Source organism: Pseudomonas sp. B22129 (genome assembly GCF_044218875.1).
GTDB lineage: Bacteria > Pseudomonadota > Gammaproteobacteria > Pseudomonadales > Pseudomonadaceae > Aquipseudomonas.
In genome coordinates, this window is the sequence record NZ_CP162592.1 from 6,342,558 (window position 1) to 6,366,851 (window position 24,294).

The 24,294-nt window shown below is 58.8% G+C and carries 21 protein-coding genes; 11 read left to right on the top strand and 10 right to left on the bottom strand.

What is annotated here, in order from left to right:
• Positions 1-27 precede the first annotated feature (27 nt).
• The gene (gene greB, locus AB4P94_RS28855; protein ID WP_395608487.1) at positions 28-501 is read right to left on the bottom strand and encodes a transcription elongation factor GreB; all 474 of its coding nucleotides are present in this window, start codon (positions 499-501) and stop codon (positions 28-30) included.
• A gap of 124 nt (positions 502-625) precedes the next feature.
• Complete coding sequence (locus AB4P94_RS28860; RefSeq protein WP_395608488.1) at positions 626-1,645, bottom strand: hypothetical protein; 1,020 nt, start codon at positions 1,643-1,645, stop codon at positions 626-628.
• Between the two features lie 239 nt (positions 1,646-1,884).
• On the opposite strand from AB4P94_RS28860, the gene AB4P94_RS28865 reads away from it, so the two are divergent.
• The 3 genes from AB4P94_RS28865 to AB4P94_RS28875 are packed head-to-tail and all read left to right on the top strand — an operon-like array spanning position 1,885 to position 5,294.
• Positions 1,885-2,811 (top strand): ABC transporter ATP-binding protein, encoded by a 927-nt coding sequence (locus AB4P94_RS28865; protein ID WP_395608489.1) that lies wholly within the window; start codon positions 1,885-1,887, stop codon positions 2,809-2,811.
• Positions 2,808-3,533: an ABC-2 transporter permease gene (locus AB4P94_RS28870; RefSeq protein ID WP_395608490.1), complete on the top strand. Its 726-nt coding sequence runs from the start codon at positions 2,808-2,810 to the stop codon at positions 3,531-3,533. The genes AB4P94_RS28865 and AB4P94_RS28870 overlap by 4 nt, the downstream gene beginning before the upstream one ends.
• 15 nt (positions 3,534-3,548) lie before the next feature.
• The gene (locus AB4P94_RS28875; RefSeq protein WP_395608491.1) at positions 3,549-5,294 is read left to right on the top strand and encodes a Gldg family protein; all 1,746 of its coding nucleotides are present in this window, start codon (positions 3,549-3,551) and stop codon (positions 5,292-5,294) included.
• A 4-nt stretch (positions 5,295-5,298) separates the two neighbouring features.
• Here AB4P94_RS28875 and AB4P94_RS28880 read toward each other — a convergent pair whose 3' ends face one another.
• The 3 genes from AB4P94_RS28880 to AB4P94_RS28890 form a co-directional block, all read right to left on the bottom strand.
• Entirely contained in the window at positions 5,299-5,607 is a 309-nt protein-coding gene (locus AB4P94_RS28880; protein ID WP_395608492.1) for a class I SAM-dependent methyltransferase, read from the bottom strand.
• A 269-nt stretch (positions 5,608-5,876) separates the two neighbouring features.
• Entirely contained in the window at positions 5,877-6,311 is a 435-nt protein-coding gene (locus AB4P94_RS28885) for a DoxX family protein (RefSeq protein WP_395608493.1), read from the bottom strand.
• 103 nt (positions 6,312-6,414) lie between these two features.
• Entirely contained in the window at positions 6,415-7,836 is a 1,422-nt protein-coding gene (locus AB4P94_RS28890; protein WP_395608494.1) for a transglycosylase SLT domain-containing protein, read from the bottom strand.
• A gap of 236 nt (positions 7,837-8,072) precedes the next feature.
• Here AB4P94_RS28890 and AB4P94_RS28895 point away from each other — a divergent pair, with 236 nt between their 5' ends.
• From AB4P94_RS28895 to AB4P94_RS28915, 5 genes are all read left to right on the top strand, one after another.
• The gene (locus AB4P94_RS28895; RefSeq protein ID WP_395608495.1) at positions 8,073-8,879 is read left to right on the top strand and encodes a TatD family hydrolase; all 807 of its coding nucleotides are present in this window, start codon (positions 8,073-8,075) and stop codon (positions 8,877-8,879) included.
• Positions 8,880-8,975: 96 nt separating this feature from the next.
• Positions 8,976-10,457 carry a methyl-accepting chemotaxis protein gene (locus AB4P94_RS28900; protein WP_395608496.1) on the top strand — a complete coding sequence of 494 codons (1,482 nt, stop codon included), beginning with the start codon at positions 8,976-8,978 and terminating at the stop codon, positions 10,455-10,457.
• Between the two features lie 216 nt (positions 10,458-10,673).
• The gene (locus AB4P94_RS28905) at positions 10,674-15,311 is read left to right on the top strand and encodes an RHS repeat-associated core domain-containing protein (RefSeq protein ID WP_395608497.1); all 4,638 of its coding nucleotides are present in this window, start codon (positions 10,674-10,676) and stop codon (positions 15,309-15,311) included.
• Entirely contained in the window at positions 15,308-15,712 is a 405-nt protein-coding gene (locus AB4P94_RS28910; protein WP_395608498.1) for an Imm50 family immunity protein, read from the top strand. The genes AB4P94_RS28905 and AB4P94_RS28910 overlap by 4 nt, the downstream gene beginning before the upstream one ends.
• A 167-nt stretch (positions 15,713-15,879) precedes the next feature.
• Positions 15,880-16,242 (top strand): Mpo1-like protein, encoded by a 363-nt coding sequence (locus AB4P94_RS28915; RefSeq protein ID WP_395608499.1) that lies wholly within the window; start codon positions 15,880-15,882, stop codon positions 16,240-16,242.
• A gap of 3 nt (positions 16,243-16,245) precedes the next feature.
• Here AB4P94_RS28915 and AB4P94_RS28920 read toward each other — a convergent pair whose 3' ends face one another.
• From AB4P94_RS28920 to AB4P94_RS28930, 3 genes are all read right to left on the bottom strand, one after another.
• Entirely contained in the window at positions 16,246-17,043 is a 798-nt protein-coding gene (locus tag AB4P94_RS28920) for an acyl-CoA thioesterase (RefSeq protein ID WP_395608500.1), read from the bottom strand.
• Between the two features lie 90 nt (positions 17,044-17,133).
• Positions 17,134-17,895 (bottom strand): CHAD domain-containing protein, encoded by a 762-nt coding sequence (locus AB4P94_RS28925; RefSeq protein WP_395608501.1) that lies wholly within the window; start codon positions 17,893-17,895, stop codon positions 17,134-17,136.
• 44 nt (positions 17,896-17,939) lie between these two features.
• Complete coding sequence (locus tag AB4P94_RS28930) at positions 17,940-18,218, bottom strand: hypothetical protein (RefSeq protein ID WP_010176194.1); 279 nt, start codon at positions 18,216-18,218, stop codon at positions 17,940-17,942.
• 216 nt (positions 18,219-18,434) lie between these two features.
• Between AB4P94_RS28930 and AB4P94_RS28935 the strand changes: the two genes are divergently transcribed.
• The 3 genes from AB4P94_RS28935 to AB4P94_RS28945 all read left to right on the top strand — a co-directional run bounded on the left by AB4P94_RS28935 (position 18,435) and on the right by AB4P94_RS28945 (position 20,778).
• Complete coding sequence (locus AB4P94_RS28935) at positions 18,435-19,472, top strand: patatin-like phospholipase family protein (RefSeq protein ID WP_395608502.1); 1,038 nt, start codon at positions 18,435-18,437, stop codon at positions 19,470-19,472.
• A 170-nt stretch (positions 19,473-19,642) separates the two neighbouring features.
• Positions 19,643-19,945: a transposase gene (locus tag AB4P94_RS28940; RefSeq protein WP_014717988.1), complete on the top strand. Its 303-nt coding sequence runs from the start codon at positions 19,643-19,645 to the stop codon at positions 19,943-19,945.
• Positions 19,946-19,953: 8 nt separating this feature from the next.
• Positions 19,954-20,778, top strand: a complete 825-nt coding sequence (locus AB4P94_RS28945; protein ID WP_395611313.1) for an IS3 family transposase — start codon at positions 19,954-19,956, stop codon at positions 20,776-20,778.
• 73 nt (positions 20,779-20,851) lie between these two features.
• Here AB4P94_RS28945 and AB4P94_RS28950 read toward each other — a convergent pair whose 3' ends face one another.
• Both AB4P94_RS28950 and AB4P94_RS28955 read right to left on the bottom strand, forming a co-directional pair.
• Positions 20,852-21,541 (bottom strand): response regulator, encoded by a 690-nt coding sequence (locus AB4P94_RS28950; protein WP_395608503.1) that lies wholly within the window; start codon positions 21,539-21,541, stop codon positions 20,852-20,854.
• A gap of 37 nt (positions 21,542-21,578) precedes the next feature.
• Entirely contained in the window at positions 21,579-24,230 is a 2,652-nt protein-coding gene (locus tag AB4P94_RS28955) for a DUF4118 domain-containing protein (protein WP_395608504.1), read from the bottom strand.
• Positions 24,231-24,294: the final 64 nt, after the last annotated feature.

Genomic DNA, 24,294 nt, shown 5'->3' on the forward strand with positions numbered 1-24,294 from the left:
TATGCGTAGAGTGCGGGCCGTCATCACCTACTTCACATATTCGATACGGGTGATCCACCAGCACACGTCTCCGCCAGGCGTCTGCACGATGGCCTCGTCGTCGACTTCCTTGCGCAACAACGCCCGGGCCATGGGCGAGTCGATAGAGATGTAATCCATTCGTTCGTAAATCTCATCGTACCCCACGATGCGAAAACGCTTGGTCTCACCCTGTTCATTTTCGATATCGACCCAGGCGCCGAAGAACACTTTGCCCTCCTGCTCCGGCATGTACTCCACCACGCGCATGTCTTCGAGGCGTTTGCGCAAATAGCGCACCCGGCGATCAATCTCGCGCAACAGTTTCTTGTTGTACTGGTAATCCGCGTTTTCACTGCGGTCACCCAAGGAAGCCGCCCAAGTCACTTTGCGCGTGGTGTCCGGGCGTTTTTCACGCCACAAGTAATCCAGCTCCTTTTTCAGCGCTTCGTGACCCTCTTTGGTAATCAGCTTGGTACTCAAACGCTCACATCCCCGGGCAGTGTCCAATGGTGCCGATACGCTGAGGTATCAATCCTTGGCGTCGGCTGGCAGGGGTGATGATAAATGAACCCGCAAAAGTAGCCAGACCACACAGCGCCTCTCTTCAACCCTGAACATCCAGTGCCTGGTCCAGCTCAAGAAGCGAGCCTCGCAAACGCTGGCGCATGACGGTCAGGTTTGACATCGCCAGCGCCAGCTTCTCGGCCTTTTGCCCAGCTTCCAGTTTCTGGTCCCGCAATTGCGCATCGCGTCTCTCGAACTCAAAACTCTTCTCATCCAGTTCGCTTTGCGCCTGCTGCAGGCGAGCCTGCCACTGCTCAAGCTCTTGTTCTCGCTCGATGAGCGCACGTTTTTGTTGCGTAAGCTCCTGAGCAACCTTTGCAAGATTGGTGAGTGTGCTGTCTACCTCCAGCAATGAGGCCTGTTCCATCGGGGCAATCTGTTTCGGCGACGGGGGCCCGCTGCGCTCAACCTGAGCCGGTGGAGTGTTGACTTCAACCGGCTCTTGCTCAGGCGGCTCTTGCTCAAGGGCCGCGACCACTGAGTCCATCGGTTCCTTATCGGCAGGCTCCTCATATTCGGGTTGCTGAGTTGGCTGAGGCAGGCTCGCGGGTCTGGTCGGCACCACCGTTTGCGAGGAGAAGCGAATGGACGGCACGATCAACGCAGCGCTTTCGATTGCCGGCGACGCGGGAGCAGTCATACCCAGGGTAATCACCTTCATCACCAGGGCCTTCTTGATAATCACTGAGTGGTGATCCTCAGGCCTGGCCGGCGGTAACTTGCAGCCTTTCAATTCAACGAAATGAAAGGGAATCGAACGCTCTGCAACCACCTCGGCCTTCGTGCCGGAAGCTGCAGCCATTGTCAGAATTTGCTTGAAGACCTGCATGGCCACTTGCAGATCATCCTTGGACTCGACCCCCCCTAAAAAATACCGATCGAGTTTTTTACGCATGGCAGCGATATAAACCCTGGAGTTACCGGGTTCGGTTTCTTCATCCAGGCTGTAAACCAGAAAGTTGGACGCGGTTTGAGCGACAGCAAACCCACAGAGGAGTGCACCATTGACCGGCGCATCCTGCCCGCTGTGTTCAAGAACAAGAGTACGTAGAAGCATCATGGTAATCGGGCCTCATTACAAAAGAGCAAACCTTACATAACCGTCGGATAAACATCCGACTATCTATAAGCCTCGAAACAGCGCAATTGTTTCAGCAAGTTATCCGTTTGGGCGTAGGACTTTTCTGTTAAACGTGTCCCTACGTTCCCAAAAGCCGTTATTAAAAGTAGGCTTTTTAAAGCTCATCCGTTCAACGCGAGCATGTTTCCTACACCTTGCCAAATTCACCCGGTAAAAAAATGCTCGAAGTAAGCGGCCTGACAAAAACACTGGGCAAGAAAAGCCTGATCGCCAACCTTTCATTTTCCGTTCAACAGCAGGAGTGCATCAGCCTCTTCGGAGAGAGCGGCGCCGGCAAAACAACGCTGCTGAATCTGATTTCGGGACTGGCAAAACCTTCCGCAGGACAGATCAATATCCAGGGAATCAATACCCAGTCCCACCCGGCTCAAGCAAGAAAAGCACTGGGATACCAGCTTCAAGACGGCCTCAATCATCACTTGATGTCTGTCAAAAACACCCTGGACTACATTGCCGCCATCCGGGGGTTCAGCGGGGCAGAAAAGCGCCGTCGTGTCGATCGGGCAGCGAATCGCCTGGAGTTGTTGCCTGCGTTGAATGCTCCAATCGATGCACTCCCCATCAGCATGAAGCGCAAAGTAGCCATCGCTCAGGCCATCCTGCATACACCGGATCTGCTATTGCTGGACGAGCCGACTGAAGGCCTGCCGCCTGATAAGCGACGCAAGTTCAGAACAATGATTCAATCCTTGGCCGAAGAGATGACTGTCATCATTGCCTCGCGTCATGCCGACGAGCTCTCCAGCCTTTGCACGCGAGCACTGGTCATCGCAAGTGGTGCGCTGGTCTCTGATACTCCGATGTCTGAATTACAGCGCAACTCTCGGCACTTCCAGGCCGTTACCCTCGCTGCAAGCACCCCACTGGACCTGCTGGCGCTTGCTGTATTGCCCGGCGTTGCAGGCATAGAAGAGGACCGGCATGCGCCCGGCACGGTGACCGTGCTCGCCATGCCGGGGCACTCCATTTATCCCCATGTAAACGCACTCATCACCCACCGCGGCTGGAACATAACCTCCATGAGCCTGGAATCGGGCCGCCTGGACGAAGTCGTTCGCCATCTGAGCCAAGAGGTGTCGATTTGAAACGGCTGCCTATCATTTTCAAACGTCAACTTGCCAGTTATGCCTGTGCACCGGGCACCTACGTGAGTGTTGCTGTCTTCCTTTTTCTGTGCACTGCGCTGGGGCTCTATACAAACCAATGGATGGAGCGCAGTAACAGTGACATGCATATCTTCTTTGAATTACATCCCTGGCTGTATTTGTTGCTGATACCCACACTCTCCACACACCTGTGGTCAGACGAACAAAACACAAGCCTGCGCGACCTCATGAAAACACTGCCGATCACCGCTGCCGAAATCGTGATCGGAAAATTCCTGGCGGCTTGGACTGTGTGTGGAATTGCATTAACGTTGATGTTCCCAGTTGTCATTGTCGCCAACTACCTGGGTACCGCCGACAATATCGTTATCGCCTCGCAATATTTTGGAAGTTGGTTGTTGGCGGGCAGTTATGTGTCCGTCGGTTGTTTTATTAGCGTGGTCACGCGCCAACGCGTTGCCATTTTCTTGCTGACATCGGGTTTATTACTCACCATCAGCGGACTTGCTTCGATACTGGATGCTCTTGATCACCAGGCACCCATTTGGATCATCGACAGTTTGATTTCGCTCAATCCGCTCTCTCGCTTCGGCAGTATCGACAATGGAAAACTGACACTTCGTGACAGTTTGTATTTCACGAGCATGATCCTCGCGTTTCTCAGTGCAACGATCGTCACGCTCAACCACAAGTCCAGTTGAGAAGGAAAGCGTCGTATGCGCTCCACTTTACTCACCGGTATGACGCTTATCGTCATGTCGCTGCTTTTCCTGGCATTTAATCTGGTCTGGATCAACAGCCTTCCCGATGTTCGCTGGGACTTTTCAGCGCATAAAAAGTACACCCTATCGCTACCGGCGCGGCAATTGCTGAAGGTCATGGACGGCCCGCTGGACCTGTATTACTTCAATTCACGCAATAGCCCCAAAAGAAGCCAGGCGATGAAACGCTATGGCGAGCACGTAGAGGACATGCTCAAGGAGTATGAGAAAGCGGCCAAAGGCATGATTAACCTGCATATAGTCGATCCTGCTCCATTTTCAGAGGACGCCTACAAGGCCGGGTTATTCGGCCTTGATGACAAGCAAGGTTTCCTTGGCTTGATTGGTACCCGCGCGGGCCAGGTCACACAGCGCATTGACGTCTTCAACCCTGAGCAGGAGGACGTACTTGAGTATCAAATCAGCCATCTGATCTACAAGTTGGTACATCCTCAGGCCCCCACTGTCGGCTTGTTATCCGGGCTGGCCCTGGATAAACCTGCAAGCCTGTTGCTGGAGCAATTGCATCAGCACTTTAACGTTGTAGACCTGAAACCGGATATCGAACAGATTCCTGGGTCGATAGGCACGCTAATGGTCGTGCATCCACACGCGTTGCCCGAGCGGGCCTTGTATGCGATCGAACAGTTTGTATTGAGGGGGGCCAAGTTAATGGTCTTCATCGACCCAATGAGCGAGATGGCAGCCAACACCGGGCCAATGGACTCAAAGCTTGATGGTCTGTTGACTGCTTGGGGGATACAGATGCCGAATGACCAACTGCTGGTCGACAGCCTTTACGCAACGTCCGCTTCATTCGGCCCTGGCAAGCCAGCAGTCGTGCACCCAGCCAGGCTGAATTTGCCGCGCCAGGCGATGGCAGCAAACGATATCAGCACCTGGGCGCTCAACTCGGTGCTCGTATCGAGCAGTGGCGCGCTTTCACGCATCAGGAAAAGCCGTACTGTGTTGACCCCCCTGTTGTTTAGCTCCAAGCAATCCGCGTTGCTGGACGCCGGGCAATTTGCATCAGCAACTGCAGTTGATTCACTCATCAAAGAGGTCTCAGCGCCTGCACAACCGTATCTGATAGCCGCTCGCCTCGAAGGGCCCGCGTACTCAGCATTTCCCGGTGGCATCCCGGGGCAACCGCCTGGCTTGCAGAAAGCCGCAAATATCCAGGTCGTAGTGGTTGCCGACACTGATTTGCTCGCAGATGCGGTCATCCGTTCTGCGCCCAACGACAACGCGCTGTTTGTCTTGAATACGCTGGATAATCTGGCGGCACCGGAGGTGCTTGCGAACGTGCGCGCCCTCCCGATAACCGACCAATCTCTACACCCGCTGGAACAAATGCGCGAGGCAGCGGCACAGGCCTACGCGCAAAAAGCCGGTGAAAGGCAGCGACAGCTTCAGCAGACGGAACAGGAATGGCAGCGGTTACCCCCAAGGAACACTGGCGTTGTCACCCAGACTGTTGATACCAGCACGCAGTTGCAAGCGCTCAACAAAGAACGCCTGCGGCTCCCCATGGAGTTGCAGGCGTTGAAGGTCGAGGCTTTTGCGCAAGTGCATCGCGCAGAGCGCAACCTGAAACTGCTGATGACACTCCCGGTACCACTGCTGTTATGCCTGATTGCCTGGAGACTGTTTCTGAACCAGCGACGGCGCCGAGCAGCATTTGCCAGCGCATTTCATTGATCGCTCAACGACGGGCAATCAACCCTTGCCGGGCGATGCGCGTGAGTTGGCGTATGACTTCTTCAGCGTTGTCGGCACTGGGTGCCTGGATGACCGCAAGGTCAAAGCTGTTATTGGCAAAACGAGCCAAGGAATCGCCATCCTCAACAAACTGGATGAGGAATGCCGAAGGTCGCCCTGTGCGGCGTGGCCATCCATCGAGGTAACGCAACAGCGTCGGCTGATGCTTGCCGCCCAGAAGGATTTTCGGATTGCGTTGAGTCAGGTCCGCAGTGATCGGGGCCAGGCGTATGAGGGGGCGTAGTGCATTCATCGTGTCGTGTCTCTGCCTCAAAAGTCTGCGGGCAGGTGAGAGGCAACACCGAACCAGCGCTTTAGCGGAATTTCGAAACCTGCACTGGCAAGTGCGTGTTTCTGTCGGGCTGCTTCGAGTCCCTGTGGCGCCCCGCAATTAGCTGTTTAAATCGGCGCATGAGAGGCATCCTAGAGAAGCCGATGGTGCCGTGTCAAGAATCACGAGCAACGAAAAGGCCCGCTCACGGCGGGCCTTTTCAGGTGTTGCGTAAAGACTTTGCGCAATATTCAGTGAGCGATGGCACGGTCGACGGACAGCTTGCCAGCACCTTCGAACAACACCGCCAATGCCCCCCCAAGCAAGGCCAGTGCGAACTCATAACCGTTGTTGGCCATGAACAGCCCGTTATGGATATGCACCGAAAAGATTGCAACCAGCGACAAAAAGGCCAGACCCAGCGCTGCAGGGCGCGCCAACAGGCCGATGATCAAGGCCAGGCCTGCGAAAAACTCAGTGCCTCCCGACAACACTGCCATCAGGGTGCCCGGCGCCAGGCCGATGCTTTCCATCCATTGCGCGGTGCCTGCCAAGCCGCCGCCGCCAAACCAGCCGAAGAGTTTTTGCGAACCGTGGGCCGCGAAGATGATGCCGACAAAAATACGCAGGACAGTCAGGCCATATCCGGCACGGGTGGACAGGACGCGGTTGATCAGTGGGCTCATGGTGATAATCCTTTTCAAAGTAGGGGTGGGTTGGCCGCTATATTAATCGGATTAAACAATGATAAAAGCGTAAAAAATGCCGAATAAATATCTATATTTTCGATTATTTCCGTGAGGCAATTTTCGCCGCTGGCGGCTCAAGGGACTCCCTTTCCCGATCAAACGCCAAATAGTATTTGTTGACGCTATTCACATAGCTGACGCCGCCCATTCCCACTTGCTCCATTGCAATGCGTTCAACCTGGAAAAACCATTGATTCGGGTTCAACCCCCGGCGACGGGCCTCCGCACGCATGCCCTGCACCCGCTCCGGCCCCATGTTGTACGCCGCCAGCACAAAGGCCATGCGCTCACGCTCGTTCAATTTTGGGCTGGAGAAAAATTTGCGACGGATCATCGCCAGATAGCGGGCGCCCGCCTGCACATTGCTGTCAAGGTTCTCGATATTGTTCACACCCACCCGCTGCGCTGCGGACGGCGTGATCTGCATCAGGCCGGTCGGGCCACCGCTGTTGCGCGCGCCGGGGTCCAGCGCAGACTCCTTAAACGCCAGCGCGGCGAGGTTCAACCAATCCATACCCTGCTCGCGGGCATGCTTTTGCAGCACCGGGCGCAGCTTTTCGAGGCGCTGGCGGTCGGCGCGGGCCAGAGGATTACGCACTTGGTAGAGGCGACGATAGATGCGTTGAAAGGCCACATCCTGGTCGGAGGGCGTTCGATAGGTCTTGAGGAATCGATCAATACTGGCGCGCAGCATCGAGGCATCCTGGCGCACGAACCAGTATTCATCACCCGGCTCGCTGATTGCCACCTGCCTGTCAAAACGCAGCTTGGGCAAGATTTTCGACCAGCGTTCGGCGATGGGTTTTTCGACGATGGTCAGGTGGAAGATCCCGGCCTGGACCATCTCCAGAACATCTTCCACGGCCAGGGTCGGGTCGACCCACTCCACTTTTACTGGTGGCCGCTTGTGCAAGGCCAACTGTTGGTTGACCTGGCTGATCGCATCAGCCGCCGCACTGCCAGTGGTCAGCGCCAGGGTGCGCCCGGACAGTTGCTCCAGCCGGGTAAAGCGCCGCTCACCCTTCACGCCCACCAGCCACAACGGCACGTCGCTGGCAATCGGGTCGCTGGTGCTGATCTTGTGCGCGGCTTTCACATCCAGCAATTCACCTGGGGCTACCAGGTCGCCTTCCCCACGGGCCAGCGCGCCAAGTAGCTGGTCTTTGGCCTTGGGAATGATCTTGAGGCTGATTTCCTCACCATCACGGGCGTGGCCGTTCAGGTACTGCTCAAAGGCACGCAGGCGATGGTATTCAATACCAATGGCCTGGCCCTGGACTTCACCGGAACTGTTTCGGCTCTGGTTGACCAACACACGCAGAGTGCGACTTGAGCGAATTTGCGCCAAATCGCGCACTTTACCGGGCTTGGTCACTTCCAGCGGCCCGTCCAGACGTGCGACCGCCGCCATGGGCAGCAATAACGTCAGGCACAACATAAGCAACGCCGAGGGTCGGATCATCCGCTCTCCGGAAAGAATACTGGCCAGTGCCGTCGTGAAAAACGAGACGCTGGAGGTCAGAAACAGAGCGCTTTATGCGCAGGCTTTGCGTGCAACGGCGGCAGGGTGGAAGACTTTCGGTAAACCACAATGTCGCTTGCGACGTTCAAAGACAGCTATAACTCGTTGTAGTTCTTAGTTTTTCTTATAAATCTACAGCTCTGATATGCTTTCCGGCCGCAGGCGGAGATAGCACCATGCAACTCATTGATATCGGCGTCAACCTGACCAACCCCAGTTTCGACGAGAGGCACCAGGCCGTTCTCGACCGCGCCTACTCCGCCGGCGTGCAACAATTGGTGCTCACTGGCACCAGTGTCGACGGCAGCGAACAGGCGCTGGAACTGTGCGAAAAACTCGACGAAAGCGGCCAACGCCTGTTCAGTACCGCCGGCATCCACCCCCACTCCGCCAGCGACTGGAACAGCGACAGCGCGCGACGCTTGCGCGGCTTGCTCAACGAAACACGCGTGCGGGCCGTGGGTGAGTGCGGGCTGGACTTCAATCGCGATTTTTCACCACGCCCGCAGCAGGAAAAAGTCCTCGAAGAACATCTGGCCCTGGCCGTTGAGCTGAAGCTGCCAGTGTTCCTGCACGAACGCGATGCCAATCAGCGCTTGCTGGAAATTTTGAAGGGCTACCGCGACCACCTGACTGCCGCCGTCGTGCATTGCTTCACGGGCGAGCAACCGGCGCTGTTCAGCTACCTCGACCTCGACCTGCACATTGGTATTACCGGCTGGATTTGCGACGAGCGCCGTGGGACTCACCTGCATCCGCTTGTCAGGGAAATCCCCCGTGGGCGTCTGATGCTGGAAAGCGATGCGCCCTACCTGCTGCCCCGTACCTTGCGCCCCAAGCCGAAAAATGGCCGCAATGAACCGGCCTATCTGCCTGAAGTGCTGCGCGAAGTGGCCCTGCATCGCAACGAGACGGTTGAAGACCTGGCCACACACAGTACCGCCTGTGCCCGCACGTTTTTCGGGCTGCCTGCCGTGGATTGATGCGGCGCATTGACCCATGTCAAAACCGGCGTCCTGAGTAGCGGCACAATAATGGCACCTTGCCAATGCTGTTTCCGCTATCAGAGAAAACCTTCCATGGGTGCCTGGCTTAGCAATATCTCACTGAAATACAAATTCTGGGCCGTCAACGCGGTCGCTTTCATCACCACGTTGCTGCTGGTGCTGTACGCCGTGCAGCTTGAACAACAGGCGCGCAGCGATGCGTCCCAAACGTCCGCGCAGGCACAGGGGCGATTGCTCAATGCCTGGCCTGCCGACAAGCCGCTGCCCAAGGGCGAGCACTGGCTGACGTTTGCGCGTGGCCAAATCCCACAGATTGAAAACCAGGATCTGTCAGCCCTGAGCACAGCCAACGGCTGGGTCGAACTCAATCGCATGCCACTGTTGGGTGAAAACCCGCTGATCGGTGCCGAATTGATCACCCGTGCCGATGGGCAACAGATCGCCGTGCTGGCCTATGGCGCCAGTTTGGGCCAGGTGTTCGGCGAGCGCTTCGCCAACTACGCCGTGGCAGTGTTGATTTTGATGCTGGCGATGCTCGGCGCCTCGCAGTTGTTGATCCGCTTCCTGCTCAGCCAGCTCAATACGCTCAAGGACGTGATGCTGCACGTCGAAAAAACCGGCGACCTGTCGGCTCGTGTGCCTTTGGCGTGCAAGGACGAGGTCGGTCAAATGGCCAGCGCCTTCAACGCCATGCAGGCCGGCTACCAGCGCGTGGTCAACACCGTGGCACGCACCGCGCGCCAACTGGACGAAGGCGCCGCGCGCTTGGCCACCAGCATGAACGAGGTGCAGCACGGCATGCTCGGCCAGCAGAGTGAAACCGACCAGGCGGCCACCGCGATCAATGAAATGACCGCCACCGTCTACCATATCGCCCAGCACGCCGGCGCCACCCGCGACCTGTCCCAAACCGCCGACACCCTCGCCGGCAGCGGCCAGGCAGTGGTAACCCGCGTGCAACGCTCCATCGCCGGGCTGTCCACTGGCGTGCAGCAAACGGCCGAAATGATCCAGAAACTCGCCGAGGACAGTCAGAAAATCAACGGCGTCGTCGGCGTGATCCACAGCATCGCCGAACAGACCAACCTGCTCGCCCTCAACGCAGCCATCGAAGCCGCCCGCGCCGGCGAAATGGGCCGTGGTTTTGCCGTGGTCGCCGACGAAGTGCGCAACCTCGCCAAGCGCGTGCAAAGCTCCACCGACGAAATCACCCGTATGGTCTCGGCGCTGCAAGCCGGCACCCGCGACGCGGTGGACTTCATGCAGGAGAGCTCATTCAAGGCCGACGACTGTGTGCAACAAGCCCAGGAAGCCGGCGCGGCCCTCGCCGAAATCACCGGCGCCGTGGCGCAGATGCGCGAGAGCAACACCCAGATCGCCGTCGCCGCCGAACAGCAAAGCCACGTCGCCGAAGAAATGAATCGTGCCGTGGTCAGCATTCGCGATGTGACGGAAAACACGGTGCAGCAAACCGTGGACTCGGCGACCACCAGCAATGAGCTGGCGACCCTGGCTGGAGAGTTGAGCAAGGCGATTGGGCAATTGAAGCTGTAAGACCTTTTAACCTGAAATCCTGCACCTACACCCGCCCTTCCATTTGCCGAAGTTTTCGGCGAAACGCCCTACTCGCTTGCGCGATTAGCGCTGACTTCTTTTCCTTACGAACCTCTGCAAAGTCCTCCGCCTGATCACACAGTGCGAGGGATTGCAGATGGTTTTTTTCGTTAGAGCCTTGGGCGTCACCGCTCTTCCCCTGTGGAGGCGCTGCGAATGACCAACGCTGCCCACATCACCTTTATCGAACACGAACTCAACGGCTTTCATCAGAGCCTGGCCGAGTATCGCCAGCAGATGAACGCCTGGTATTCGCGCGCGCTGGATGCCGCCAGCCATGCCGCGGATTTGCCCTCGCTGCTCGGAATGGAGCGGGTGTTACGGGTGGGTGACTCACAGACCGTGGTCAGCACCACCGACCCGGATGTTTTGGGCACCGTGGTCATGTGCCCACTGGGCGGCGAACTGAAGATCGAGAGCACGTTTGAATCGGTGTATGACGTGCCGATTGGCAATATCCCGGTGGAAGTGATCGGGCTGGATGACGGCAGCTCCACCGTGATCATGCTGGACGAACATGGCAAGGGTTCGCACCACTGCTCGGCGGGCAAACGCTATCAGGTGCGGGTGCAAGGCGGCGTTTCCGAGCAGCAGGTGGACGCGCTGTTTGCCTCCTACGCCGGGCTGACGGCGGACCTGGAACAGTGGCTGCGCGAGCAATGGAAAGACTTCAAACCCTATTGGCAGCAGTCGACCGCCAGCGCGATCGGCAGCGGTGTGTTGGCCGGCAGTTGGGCGGCGATCAAGGACGTGTGGGACAGCATCAAACTGGTGCAGGCGATTCTTGAAGACCCGTTGAAGTTCGGCGAGCAACTCGGTGACCAAGCCGCCCAGTTGGCGCAACTGGCCACCGACGCGCCTCAGGTCATGGAAAAAGCCATGTTGCTGGCCAGTGACGAGGCCGCGCTGTACCTGATGGTACGCACCGCAATGCTCTGGCTCGACGCGCTGCCACCCGGCGAGATGGCCGAGGTGGGGGCCGGGTTTGTGGTGTCGCTGCTGATCGATCTGGTGATTGGTGCGGTGCTGACTATCGCGCTGCCGGCGGCGGGCGTGGCTTATCTGGGGTTGCGGCTGGTCAAGCATGGCGCGCGGATTCTGGAGGCGGCGGTGGGCTTTGTCCGCAGCCTGCTCGGGATTCTGACGAAGTTCATGCAGGCGGTGGATCGCTACAAGGCCGTGGCGGTTCGCGGCGTGGTCGGCGGGCTGAAGCAAGGCACGATGCAGATGCGCTGGCGGGCGCGGCAGAACGCGGTGTTGAGGCAGAAAGAGCACGTGGATGATGTGCCTGCCTCGGGGAAAAACCCCGCAGGCGACGCAGCGGCTCCGGCTGATAAAACCGTGACTAACGGTTGCCCGGTGTCGATGGTGACGGGCGAGGAATTGCTGACCCTGACCGACGGCACGCTGGACGGGATTTTGCCGTTTGAGTGGACGCGGTTGTATCGCACCAGTGCGGTGGAAGTGGATTGCGGGTTGGGGTTTGGCTGGAGCCATTCACTGGCGCAGCGGCTGGCGGTGGCCGGTGATTCGGTGGTGTGGACGGATCACGAAAATCGGTCGACGGCGTTTCCGTTGCCGACGGCTTCGCGGCCTGCGATCACCAACAGCCTGGCTGAAGCGGCGATCTATCTGGGAACACTCCCCGATGAACTGGTGCTGGCACAGGACTCGCGGTTTTACCACTTTCGCGACGGTGCCCTGACGGCGATCAGTGATGCGTATGACAACCGCCTGCGGGTTTTTCGGGATCGGTTGGGGCGGGTTGAGCGGCTGGACAATGGCGTGGGGCGCTCGCTGTTTCTGCGCTATGAGCGTGGCCGCATTGTGGCGGTGGAGTACCAGATTGAGCGAGCCGAGGGGCCGGGCGAGTTTGTTTGGGTCACTGAGCAAACCGTCGTTTCCTACGCCTATGACGCAGTGGGTCAGTTAGTTTCGGCGACCAATGCGGTAGGCGAAAGCGAGGTTTATCGGTACGACGATCAGCACGTCATTCTTGAACGCCAACTGGCCGGTGGGGCGAGTTTCTTCTGGGCCTGGGAACGGTCCGGCAAGGCGGCGCGGTGTGTCCGGCACTGGGCCAGCTTTTCGCAGATGGATACACGGTATGCCTGGGGTGATGACGGCCAAGTCACGGTTCGCAACGCCGACGGTAGCCAGGAAGTCTACGTGCATGACAAGCGTGCGCGGCTGGTGCAGCGCATTGATCCGGATGGCGCCGAGCACTTCAAGTCCTACGACGAAAAGGGCCGGTTGACGGTTGAGCAGGACCCGCTGGGGGCGGTGACGGCGTATCAGTACGACGAAGCCGGGCGTTTGGTGGCGTTGTTTCCCGGCGAGGACGAGCCGACTTCCTACGAGCATGACAACGGTTTCGTACGGGTTGTGCGGCGTGGTGGGGCCGTCTGGAAGTATGAGCGCAATGATCAGGGCGATGTCACCCGTAAAACTGATCCTGATGGCAGCGTTACCGACTACAGCTACAACAAATACGGGCAACTGGCCGGGGTTTGGTATCCCGACCACAGTTGTCATCGGTTGGTGTGGAATGGGCGTGGGCAGCTGGTTGAGGAACAGCTGCCCAATGGTGGAGTTAAGCGTTATCGCTATGACGAACTGGGGAGGCAGGTTGCGCGTGAGGATGAATATGGCGCGCTGACGCAGTACCAGCTGGACAGTGTCGGTCGGCTGATTCGTGTGGTTCTGCCGGGCGGCACCACGCGGGAATACAGCTACAACCCGTACGGAAAAATCACCGCTGAACGTGATGAGCTGGGGCACGTCACCCGTTACGAATACGGCGACGGGCTGCATCTGATCAGTCGTCGTATTAATTCCGACGGCAGTCAGGTCAAGTATCGCTACGACAACACGCGGTTATTGCTGACCGAGATCGAAAACGAGGTCGGCGAAACCTATCAGCTGGATTACCACCCCAACGGCCTGATCCAGCAGGAAACCGGCTTTGACGGCCAGCGCACCGCCTACGTCTACGACCTCAACGGCAACCTGCAGGAAAAGACCGAACACGGCGACGATGGCAGTCAGCTGATTACCCGCTACACGCGAGACCACGCCGGTCGCCTCGTACGAAAAACCCTCCCCGACGGCAAAACCGTCGATTACACCTACGACCGCCAGGGCAACCTCCTCGGCGTCAACGACGGCCACTGGGCGCTGGCCTACGAATACGACCGCCAAAACCGCCTCACCGCCGAACACCAGGGCTGGGGCACCCTGCGCTACGGCTACGACGCCTGCGGCCAACTGAAAAACCTGCGCCTGCCGGACAACAACCGGCTCACCTTCAACCATGGGAAAGGTGGCGATCTAAGTACCGTCGAACTGAACGGCACCCCGCTCACCTCTCACCTGTTCAAGGCAGGCCGCGAGCGACAGCGCCAGCAAGGCCAGCTCATCAGCCACTACGGGTACGACGAACAAAACCGCCTGCACGCCCATGCCGTCACCCAGCAAAGAGATGATCTCTATCAGCGCCACTACGACTACGACAAAACCGGCAACCTCAGCCGAATTTTCGACACCCGCAAAGGCGAGCACCACTACCGCTATGACCCCCTCGCCCGCCTGACCCGCGTCGATCACTCACAGGACGAACAGGAACGCTTCGGCCACGACCCGGCGGGCAACCTGCTGATGCAGGATCGCCCCGGGCCGGACATCGTGGCGGGTAACCGGCTGGCGATTCAGGGGGATCATCATTACGACTATGACGCGTTCGGCAATCTGATTCGCGAACGGCGTGGCAAAGACCACAAACTCGTCACCGAATACCGCTACGACTGCCAACACCGGCTGATCGGCATCACCCGACCGGACGGCCAAACCGCCAGCTATCGCTACGACCCGTTCGGCCGACGCATCAGCAAAACCGTCGACGGCAAAACCACCGAATTTTTCTGGCAAGGCGACAAACTCATCGCCGAACACCACGCCGATCGCCACCGTAGCTACATCTACGAGCCGGACAGCTTCCGCCCGCTGGCCCTACTGGAAGGCTTTGGCGCAGAAGAAACCAAGCCCTTCTATTACCAACTCGACCACCTCGGCACCCCACAGGAACTCACCGCCCCCAGCGGCGAGATCGTGTGGTCGGCGCACTGCAAGGCCTACGGCAAAATCAGTCGGCTGGACGCAAGCAAAATCGACAACCCGCTGCGCTTCCAGGGCCAATACTTCGACGCGGAAAGCGGCCTGCACTACAACCGCCATCGCTACTACAATCCGGATCTGGGTCGTTACCTGACGCCGGACCCGGTGAAGCTGGCGGGTGGGATCAATGCGTTCCAGTACGTGCCTAATCCGACGGGATGGGTAGACCCACTGGGGTTGAGCGCAAACTGCCCACCGAAAGATAGGAAAAATCCAGAATGTGACAGACCTGAAGAACTGTCTGCACCGGAGGTTTCAAGGAATGGTGCTTTCAAACAAGCTAAAGCCGATGCGGGAATTCCGCGTACGCAACACCCTGACCCGGCATTTGACCCTAGGTTGGGGAAAACAAGGCAATATTCATTGGTATCTATGAGGGACAAGCAAAATAATGAAGTTGTAAATGAGCGAGGCATGCCAGTAATGACGCGAGAGTATGAATTCACTCGAGCTAACGGCACTAAAGTTTTGATTCAAGATCACGGAGCTGGGCATAAATTTTTTGGACCTGAAGGACATGGCGATCAACCGCCACATTTCAACCTTCGACCAAAAGAAAGGCCAAAAAATGGCAAATTAGAGGGTGCCAAAGACCACTACTACTTTCGAGGTAAGAAATGAAATTTTGGAACGAGCTTGAGAATTCTATTTTTTTTAACAAGGTATTTACCTATCCTGTAGAAATAGGGGAAATAACACTTTTCTCTGTAACCATTAACAATGACAGACCCAATATCGGTTTAGGGTTCGATATTTCCGAGCTTCCCGATGCACCGCCAAAGAAATGGATTATGGAGGGTTTCAATACATGCAGGATAGGTTTGGATTGCGGAGGCCTGAGCGATATAAAGATCATTAATATCCCTACTGGCGAAGCACTGAGAATGGTGATAACCAAATGCGAAAATTTTTATGACTTACGAGCTAACTCCAAAACGTCAGCCATTGAATTCAAAGCCAAGTATATTTCGCTTTGCGGACCCTCCGTATATATCAACGACCCGGACTCAGCTTGCTATTGATACGAGAAGAAGCGCACATAATCTGATTAATCCACGCGAATCAGATTATGTTTATGCAAAAAGGCACGTAGATACTATGGACCTCATAGCCAGGCTTGATTCGCCGCCCCGCCCACCCCCACCTAAACTCTGCCCATAGCATTTCAACGGACAGAGGACACACCACCATGGGCAAACGTCACCCCAACCTCCCCGCCTGGCAATGGCGCAACTACCCGCAAAACCATCAGCACCCGACCAACCTGGCGCTGCACCTGATCGCCGTGCCGCTGTTCATCATCGGGTTTCTGCTGATTGTTTCCGGGGTGTTCAGCCTGAGCCTGGTCAGTTTCGCCGTCGGTGTGATCGGCATCTTGGCTGGCCTGACGTTGCAGCGTCATGGCCACAGCCTGGAGGCCCTGGCCAGTGAGCCGTTCAGTGATCGTAAGGATGCCGTGCAGCGGTTGGTGGTCGAGCAGTTCGTGACCTTTCCGCGCTTTGTGCTCAGTGGTGGCTGGTGGCGGGCTTGGCGCCAACGCCACCGGCATTGAGGGTCAGGCGAAGACCACTACGGTTTGGCGGCTGATGGCGATCAGTTCGCCGGTCGGGCTCCAAAGGGCGGCGGCGGCGTGGCCGTAGCCGTCGCGGGCGTGTTCGATATTGACGTAGTACTGGCACCAGTCGAGGGTGGTCAGGTTTTGCAGGGGCTGGATGAATTCGATGGTCCAGGTCAGTGTGCTGCCCGGTGCCGGTTTTTTCAGGTGCGGCAGCAGGGCCGGGGGCCAGGCGTCGACCAGTGCAAGAATATGTGATTCGGTCAGCGGCTCTTCCTTCACATCACCGCGCAAACGCACCCAACCGCCCATGTCGCGGGATTTATTGCCGGTGAACGGCAGCCCGCCGACACTCCAGCGCATCGCCACGTGCTTCATGAATTCAGGCGTGACGCCCTTGATGTAGGGCAGTTCCTGGCATTCGTCCCAGTGTTTGAAGGTGGGCGGCGCTTCGCTGGCGACGTCAATTTCCGACTCGCGACTCGCGCCAAAGCTGGCCTGAACCAATGTGGCCACTTCACCGTTCTGCACCACACGGCCAAGCAGTTGGCTGACCGCCTTGCCTTCGCGCAACACTTCCACCTGATAACTGGCGGGCACATCCGGCGCCACCGGGCCGACAAAAGTGACGGCGAGGGAGCGCAAAGGACGACCTTGCGGCACCTGAGCGCGCAAGGCCTCGTATTGCAAGGCGGCCACCAAGCCACCAAAGGTGGCACGGCCCTGCGCCCATTCGGCGGGGATGGTCACCTCCAGCGGGTTGCGACGGGCGGCGTCGAGCAAATCAAAGAAGCGCATGGCGACCTCACATCAAGAAAACAGATGCACCGATCTTAACCAGCGAGCCTGCACGGCACAGCGCCTATTCCGGCCAAAAGCCGGACCGTTTCAGAAACAATCCTCTCTGAGCTTGTCCAGCACCCGGTCCGCCTGCCCCTCGGCTTTGGCCATGGTGCGAAGCCAAACGGCAACACAAGGTTGCAGGTCGGCTTGCAGTTCAGCCTGCGCCAGCCATTGCCAGCAATCATGCCAGTCCCCCAGCGCGCCTTGGGCTTTCTTCAAGCGCGACATGGCATTGGCGGGGAGTTTGTCCAGTTCAGGATAGGCCTCGGCGGCGTAACGCACGCGCTTGATCAACAAGCGCAGGCGATGGCGGTCGTGGCCGGGATCTTTCAAGGCTTCGTCGAGTTTCTGCCATTGCTTGCGCAGGCGTTTTTCGATGCGCGGACGCAGGCCCTTGAGCAATTTCTGATGTTCAGAGGCGCGGATAAAGCGAGGAAAAGCATCAAGGATCAACAACAGGTGCGCCAGCTCCGGGCTTTGCGCCACCTGGCGATACGCCTCGGGCTGCAGGCGCAGACGCCGGTCGGCCGCTTCGTGATAACCCTGCTCATGCAAGTACGCCGCCAGCACCTCACGGTCACGCAGCGGCGTGGTCAATTGGCCGACCGTGCTGGCGGCCAATTCGAGCTGCTCGACACCCGGCAGCCCGCGCAAAGGGCGCAACAAACTGCGCAGGCGCCGCACGGTGGTGCGCAGGTCGTGCAAGGCTTCATCGTCGGTAACGGCAGCGAGGCGAGCCTGGCAGCTCAGTAACCCTACTTCCAGGCCAATGACCTGAGCGACTAACTGATCGACCAAAGCTGACATCCCTTCCTCCCCTGACGATGAAAACCCCTGCACGGCGCTACGGTTTAACGCCCGGCGCGTGACTCACGAATATAGAAGCGCGCTTTCTCGGCCTTGTTGGAACAGCCTTCAAACGCTTCGAATTGCTGCTGGGTCTTGGCGCCCGTCAACAAAGACAGGGCCTTGGAGTAGCTCACCGTACCGGCAAAACCTTCGGCCTTGGCCAGGTCCAGTTCATGCCAAGCGGCATCCAGTTGCGTGCCACAGCTGTCGCGGTACGCGGTTTTCCCGGCACAACCGGCCAGGGCCAACACGATCACAGGCACACACATCCAGGCTTTCATCGATGACACCTCAAATAAAGAAAAACAGTCGTAGGCTGTAGACGTTGCCTACAGAAAAAAGTGCCTTGTCAGTCAGCCTCGAATCTAAAGCGCCTATCGCCAGAGCATACCCGAGCGCCGTGGCATTCCTGGAAAAAATATTGCCGGCCTTTGAAGATTGAAGCGCCCCCCTCAATGGGTGCATTGTGGGCACCTGCCTTGGAAGGGACATCGACCATGAAGAAACGTGTTGCCTTGGTACTGGGTTCGGGTGGGGCCCGGGGTTACGCCCATATCGGCGTGATCGAGGAAATCGAACGGCGCGGCTACGACATCGCCTGTATCGCAGGCTGCTCCATGGGCGCTGTAGTGGGCGGAATCTACGCCGCCGGCAAGCTGGATGAATACCGCAACTGGATCGAAAGCCTCGACTATCTGGACGTGCTGCGCCTGGTGGATGTGAGCTTTCGCCTCGGCGCGATTCGTGGCGAAAAGGTCTTCGGGCAAATCCGCAAAATCGTCGGCGAAATCAATATCGAAGAGTTGCGCATCCCCTACACCGCCGTCGCCACCGACCTTACCAACCAACAGGAAATCTGGTTCCAGGAAGGCTGCCTGCACCAGGCCATGCGCGCATCGGCAGCGATTCCCAGCCTGTTTACACCGGTGATGCAAGGCAACCGCATGCTGGTGGACGGCGGCCTGCTTAACCCGCTGCCCATCGTGCCGGTAGTGTCGAGCCACTGCGACCTGATCATCGCGGTCAACCTCAACGCCACCAACCAGAAACACTACCATTTGCCGGTGATCCCACGCCCGCCGGCATTCAAAAGCCGTTTCAACAGCCTGGCGAAATCATTGGGCTCACACCTGCCATTTCGGCGCAAACAGGCCGAGCAGTTGATGAAACTGGAGCAGGAGGCGTTGCACGCCCAGGCCGCCGAGATCAACCCGTGGCTGGACTCGGCCGAGCCCGAAGCCCAGCAGCCCGCTGCTGCACCGGAAAAAGAAGGCGCCCCCAAATCGGCGACCGGCTCGTTCATCATCGACAACGTGGGGCCGGCGTCACTGCTGGACCTGATCAACCAGAGTTTCGAAGTGATGCAGACGTCATTGGCACAGTACAAAATCGCGGGCTACCCGCCGGATGTGCTGATCAACGTACCGAAACGGGTGTGCCGGTTTTTCGAGTTTTACAAGGCGCCGGAGCTGATCGCCCTGGGGCGGGAAATTGCGAGTGACACGCTGGACCGGTATGAGAGTGAGCAGCGCTGAGAGTGTGAGTGTTGCTGATGACCCTTTCGCGAGCAAGCCCGCTCCCACATTTTGACCGGGTTCCATACTTGAAATGCGGTCAAAATGTGGGAGCGGGCTTGAACTGGCCTAATGATTTTGGACACTTCAATCGGGCGCTATGATAGCGCCCAAATCTGAGGTGTTTGGATATGCGTAAATCTTATTCGAGTGAGTTCAAGCTCAAGGCTGCCAGCATGGTGCTGGATGAAGGTCAGCCGGTTACCGAGGTCTGTGCCAGCCTGGATATTGGCCCTACTGCTCTGCGCCGTTGGGTCGATCAAGTGCAAAAAGAACGCTTGGGCTCGACTCCGGTGGGAGCCAAAGCAATTACGGCTGATCAACGAGAGATCCAGAGACTCAAAGCCCTGCTCAGGGAGAAAGACCTGGACATTGAAATCTTAAAAAAGGCCAGTGCTCTCCTGCTTTTGGACGCCAAAGATCATTCACGCTGATCGATGAGCTGGACGAGCAGTACGGCGTTAAAAGGTGTTGCCGGGCGTTCGGGGTTAACCGCAGCAGCTTCTATGCCTGGCGCCAGCGCCAAGGCAGAGCAAATCCTGAGCGGGAAAAGCTCAAAGCCGCGCTGGTCAGGTACCACAAGGCGTCGAGAGAGTCGGCGGGCGCACGTACCTTGTCCAAGGAGCTGCAAGCCAAAGGACATCGTGTCGGACGTTATATGGCTCGCAACTTGATGCGCGAAGCTGGCATCGCTAGTCGTCAGCGCAGGCGCCATAAGTACAAGTCGCCGGGCGTGGAGGCCTTGGTGGCGCCGCATATGCTCAAGCGAAAGTTTGATGTGACGGCGGTTAATCAGGTGTGGTGTGGCGACGTAACGTACATCAAGGTCGGCAAGCGTTGGATGTACTTCGCCGCCGTTCTGGATCTGTACGCTCGCAGGATCGTAGGCTGGTCGTTCTCGATGATTTCTGATGCCAACCTGACCTGCGAAGCACTACGCATGGCGGTGGAGTTGCGTGGCCATCCCCAGGATGTGCTGTTTCATTCTGACCAAGGTTGCCAGTACACCAGCCATAAATTCAGAAACGCGCTTGTGAAACATGGATTTAGGCAAAGCATGAGCCGTAAAGGCGAGTGCTGGGACAACGCCCCGATGGAGCGTTTCTTTGGTAGTTTGAAATCCGAGTGGGTTCCTGAAACGGGCTACAAACTGGAACATGAGGCCCGGGCAGACGTGCAGCGCTATGTCTCGCGCTACAACATCAGCAGGCCTCACAGCTATAACGACTACAGGTCGCCGGTCGTGAAGGAAAGGGTGGCGGCGTGAACCGTAATCAGTGTCCAAGATTACTTGACCAGTTCAGCTTGCTCGCGAAGAGGCCGGAGCAGACGCCAAAAATCTAAGTATTCAACAACCGATACCCAACCCCCGCCTCGGTCACGATAAACCGCGGCTGGGTCGGATCATCCGCCAGCTTCTGGCGCAGGTGCCCCACGACGATGCGCAGGTAATGGCTGTCTTCGGTATGGGTCGGCCCCCAGATATCCTTCAGCAATTGCTGTTGGGTGATCACCCGCCCGGGATGCCGCGCCAATTGCGCCAGCACCGCGTATTCCTTGCGGGTGAGGGCCACTTCGGCGCCGTCCAGCAACACCCGGCGATAAGCCAGGTCCACGGTTAACGGGCCAAAACGCAAGGCGGCTTCCTGAGCCTCGCCCGCTGGCGCCTGGCGCAGTAACGCGCGGACCCGCGCGAGAAATTCCTGGATACCAAACGGCTTGGTCACGTAGTCATTGGCGCCGCCGTCCAGGGCTTCCACTTTCTGCCCCTCACTCGCCCGCACCGACAGCACCAATACCGGCACCGTCGACCACTCACGAAATTCGCGCAGCACTTGCTGGCCGTCCATGTCGGGCAGGCCGAGGTCGAGCACCAGCAAATCCGGTTTGCTCAGCGCCGCTTGGGCCAGGCCTTCGTTGCCAGTGCCGGCCTCGATCACCTTGTAGCCCTGGGAGGCCAGGCTGATACGCAAGAATTTGCGGATCTGCGGTTCGTCATCAATGACCAAAATCGTCGCGGTCTGGCTCATGGTGTCCAATCAAAATCTGTGGAGAAAAGAGGGTAGCTCAAGGCTCGCGCTCCAGGCCAGGCTGAGTCGGCAAAGGCAGGAACAAAGTAATGCAGGTGCCGCGCCCCTCGATTCCGTCGGCCACACTGATACGCCCACCGTGGGCGCCGACCATGCCCTGACAGATCGCCAGCCCCAGACCGGTGCCCTGCCCGCCTCGATCACCGCGCGCGGCGGTGTAAAACATGTCGAAAATCTTCGCGCGCTCGTCTTCTGGAATCCCTGGCCCCTCATCGGCCACAGCGAAATACAGCTGGTCGTCCGACACGCCCGCATTCAACTGCAAACGACCGTGAGGCGGTGAAAACCGCGCAGCGTTTTCCAGCACATTGACCAGCGCTTGCTCGATCAACGCCGCGTGCACATAGAGCAACGGCAATTCAGGCGGAACGTCGGTGGTGACCTGCAACGGCGCCAGCACTGCGCGCAAGCGGCCGAGGGCGCTGCCGACGATATCGCCCGGCGACACCCAATCGCGCGCCAGCTTGAGCGCGCCGTGGCCCAGGCGTGTCATGTCCAGCAGGTTCTGGATATAACGATCCAGGCGCTCGGCTTCATCGCGGGTGCCTTCGAGCAATTCGCGGCGGTCTTCCAGCGGGATGGCCTCACCCAGCGCCAGCAGGCTATCAATGCTGCCGCGCATGGAGGTCAGCGGCGTGCGCAAATCATGGGACACCGAGGCGAGCAAGGCACTGCGCAGTTGTTCGGTTTCGCCGTGCAAGCGTGCTGATTCCAGCTCTTGCCCCAACTGTGCGCGAGCCAGGGCCTGGGCCAGCGGCTGGCTCAATGCGGTGAGCAAACGACGACGTTGACCACTCAATTCCAGACCCGGCTTTGGACTGACGCCCAACAAGCCCAGCGGTCCCTCTTCACCCGACAGCGGCCACCACCACCAACGCCCGAACGGCAAAGTGCCGGTGCCCATGCCGGCCGGCTGGTCATGTTGCCACGCCCAATCGGCGGCGGCGCGCTCGGCCTCAGTCAGGTTCAGTGCAGCGCCGGTCTCGACCTTCCAGCCACCCTGCCCGTCGCGGTTGACCAGGCACAAATCGAGGTCGCTCCAGCCTTCCAAATGGTGGGCCGCGGCGCTGACCACCGCTTGGCGGTCGGTGGCCGCCGTGAGTTTGCGCGACAGGTCCAGCAGTTCGCTGGTTTCTTCCTGGGTGTCGCGCAACGCCTGCAACTGCCGGCGCTGGCGCGCGGCGAGGTTGCCGGTCAAAGCCGCCATCAGCAGGAAGAACAACAGGGTCAGCACGTCTTCTTCGCGTTGGATGGCGAAGGAGAAATTTGGCGGGATAAACAGGAAGTCGTAGGTCAGGAACGACAACGCCGCACACGCCAGGGAGGGCCCGAGGCTGCTGCGTACCGCCACCAGCAACACGGCGGCGAGAAACACCAGCGAGATATTCGGCAGCGGCAGAATGCTCGACACGGCCCACGCCAGTGCGGCGGCGACTACGGTCGCTACCACCGCCAGGCCGTAATCGAACCACACCAGCCCCCGCACGTCCGGCAAACGCGGCGGCGCAGGAATGTCGTCGCTGTCGAGCACGTTGATCTCAAGGCCCCGCGCATTGCGCAGCAGGCGCGCCGCCAAGCCGCCGCCGAACAAGCGGCGGCGCCAACGCATCCGCGATTGCCCCACCAACAGCAGGCTGGCGCGGCGCTCGGCAGCATGCTGGATCAGCGTCTTGGCCACCTCGCCGGCACGCAGCAACACCACTTCCCCGCCAAGCCGCTCGGCCAGTTGCTGTGCGTTCTGCAGACGCAGCCGCGACTGCTCATCGCGCGCGCGGCCGTTGTCGATATGCACCAGGCTCCAGGGCAAATGCCGCCGCTGGGCCACGCGGCTGGCGTGACGAACCAGGCGCTCGGCCTGGGCATCGCCATCCACGCCCACCAGCAGGCGGCCGCGCACCGCCGGTGCGGCTTGGCCGAGCTGACGATAGCCTTGGGCCAAATCGTCATCAACATGGGCGGCGGCGGTCTGCATCGCCAGCTCGCGCAGGGCCATCAGGTTGGTCTGGGTGAAAAAGGCGTCGATGGCCGCGCGGGCCTGTTCCGGCACGTAGACTTTGCCGTCGCGCAGGCGCTCCAGCAACTCTCGCGACGGCAAGTCGATCAGCAACAATTCATCGGCTTCTTGAAGCACCCAGTCCGGCAAGGTTTCACGCACCTGCACGCCGGTGATGCCACGCACCTGATCGTTGAGGCTTTCCAAGTGCTGGACGTTAACCGTGGTGAACACATTGATGCCGGCGGCGAGCAATTCCTGGATGTCTTGCCAACGCTTTTCATGGCGGCTGCCGGGCGCATTGCTGTGGGCCAGTTCGTCGACCAGCACCAGTTTGGGTTTGGCCGCGAGCAGGCCGTCGAGGTCCATTTCTTCGAGCATCACGCCGCGGTATTCGCTGCGCAGCAAAGGTTGCTGCGCCAAGCCGCTGAGCAAGGCTTCAGTCTCGGCACGGCCGTGGGTTTCAACCACCCCGGCGATCAGGCGTACGCCCTGGCGCAGTTGAGTGTGGGCCGCCTGAAGCATGGCGTAAGTCTTGCCCACGCCCGGCGCGGCGCCGAGGAAGACTTTGAGCCGGCCACGGCCGTCCCGTGGCAGTTCGGCTAACAGGGCATCGGCGCGGCCGGAGTCGCTCATGCTTTGCGGTTCCTTCAGGTGTTCATTTGGAGTCTTTCAGGCCGCCATCACGGGCAAGCCCGGC